This window comes from Paraglaciecola sp. MB-3u-78, from assembly GCF_002835935.1.
Classification (GTDB): Bacteria; Pseudomonadota; Gammaproteobacteria; order Enterobacterales; family Alteromonadaceae; genus Paraglaciecola.
Genome location: NZ_PJCF01000035.1, coordinates 1 through 1,326, shown reverse-complemented (window position 1 = coordinate 1,326; position 1,326 = coordinate 1). Strand labels below are relative to the sequence as shown.

Annotated in this window: 1 protein-coding gene; it reads left to right on the top strand. The window is 43.6% G+C overall.

Translation table 11 applies throughout. The features are described 5' to 3' along the window. Positions 1-1,062: transposase (locus tag CXF95_RS26170; protein WP_157828257.1), on the top strand; the 1,062-nt coding region annotated here is incomplete at its 5' end. Positions 1,063-1,326 lie beyond the last annotated feature (264 nt).

Here is a 1,326-nt window from a genome sequence, read left to right as displayed (position 1 = left end):
CAGCAGCTTATGGTGTGCCGTACCCAGACGTTAGGAGGCCATGCGGTTTATTGTGAAGATGGCCATCTAAATGGTGTGTGGTACAACAGTTGTAAACATCGAAGTTGCCCACAATGTTGCGCACTTAAATCAGCCCAGTGGCAACAAAGAGCCGAAGCCCTATTACTTGAATGCCAGCACCATCACTGGGTGTTCACGTTACCTCATGATTTACATACTATTTGGCGGTTTAATCGCGCCTTTTGCCAACTATTATTCTTTCGCTGTGTACGAGAAACGCTGCAAAAACTCAGCCAAGACCCTCGTTATTTGACCGCCACACCTGGTTACATACTGGCATTCCATTCGTGGGCAAGAAACCAAGTGTTTCATCCGCACATTCACTGTGTGATAAGTCATGGGGGGCTCGATAAGACGGGCCATTGGCAAACACCTAAACGCCAGTCATTTCTGCCAGCCAAAGTGATGATGCAGATATTCAGAGGAAAGTATTTGGCAGGCATTAAAAAAGCCTTGGCGTCAGGAGACTTAGTTGTCCCCACCAATGAGACAAAGCAGCGAGTCATCAACTTGTGCAATAAACTGGGACGCACAGATTGGATACTTCATTGCGTACCCGCTTATGAGCATGGCGTGGGCGTAGCGAAATATCTGGCGAGATATATAAAAGGTGGAGCGATTAAAAATAGTCAAATTTTAAGGATAACGGAGCACAGTATCAAGTTTCGGTATAAAAGCCATCAAACCAAACAGACCGAATATCTGACATTAACGCATGCGCAATTTATGCAACGATTACTGTCACACATCGCTATCCCGAGAAAACAACAATATCAAATGTTGGGTTTATACCATGGACGCAGTCGAGCAAAGCTGAATGTTGCCAGAGAGCAATTAGGGCAAGTAGCCGTAGAAAAAATACAAGAAATCGATTGGCAAATGTTTATGGACAGTAAAGGCATACGGGCGCTTTGTGAAACCTGTGGCAAACCGCTGATGCAACTAAGGGATTTGGATCAAGAAGGTGAAGTCGAACAATTGAAAATACCGAGCATTCACTAGCAGTAAAAACTTGTTTAAAGACAGGAGAATGTTGCGTGCCTGTTGTTCATCATAATGACAAATAATGGCTTGTAGGATCAGATAGTTCGAATGTAGACTTAGGTCAAATTAATGAAAGTTTGTCGCCTATCCACTTTAAAACACCATAGGTTGGGAGAGTGGCAAACTTAACAAAAAGCTTAACCGACTAATTTCACTGTCACAGTTTCTGCAAAGAGACGCAAAAACTCCGCCAGCAAAATTAGTCGGTTAGCTTAAGCGTTA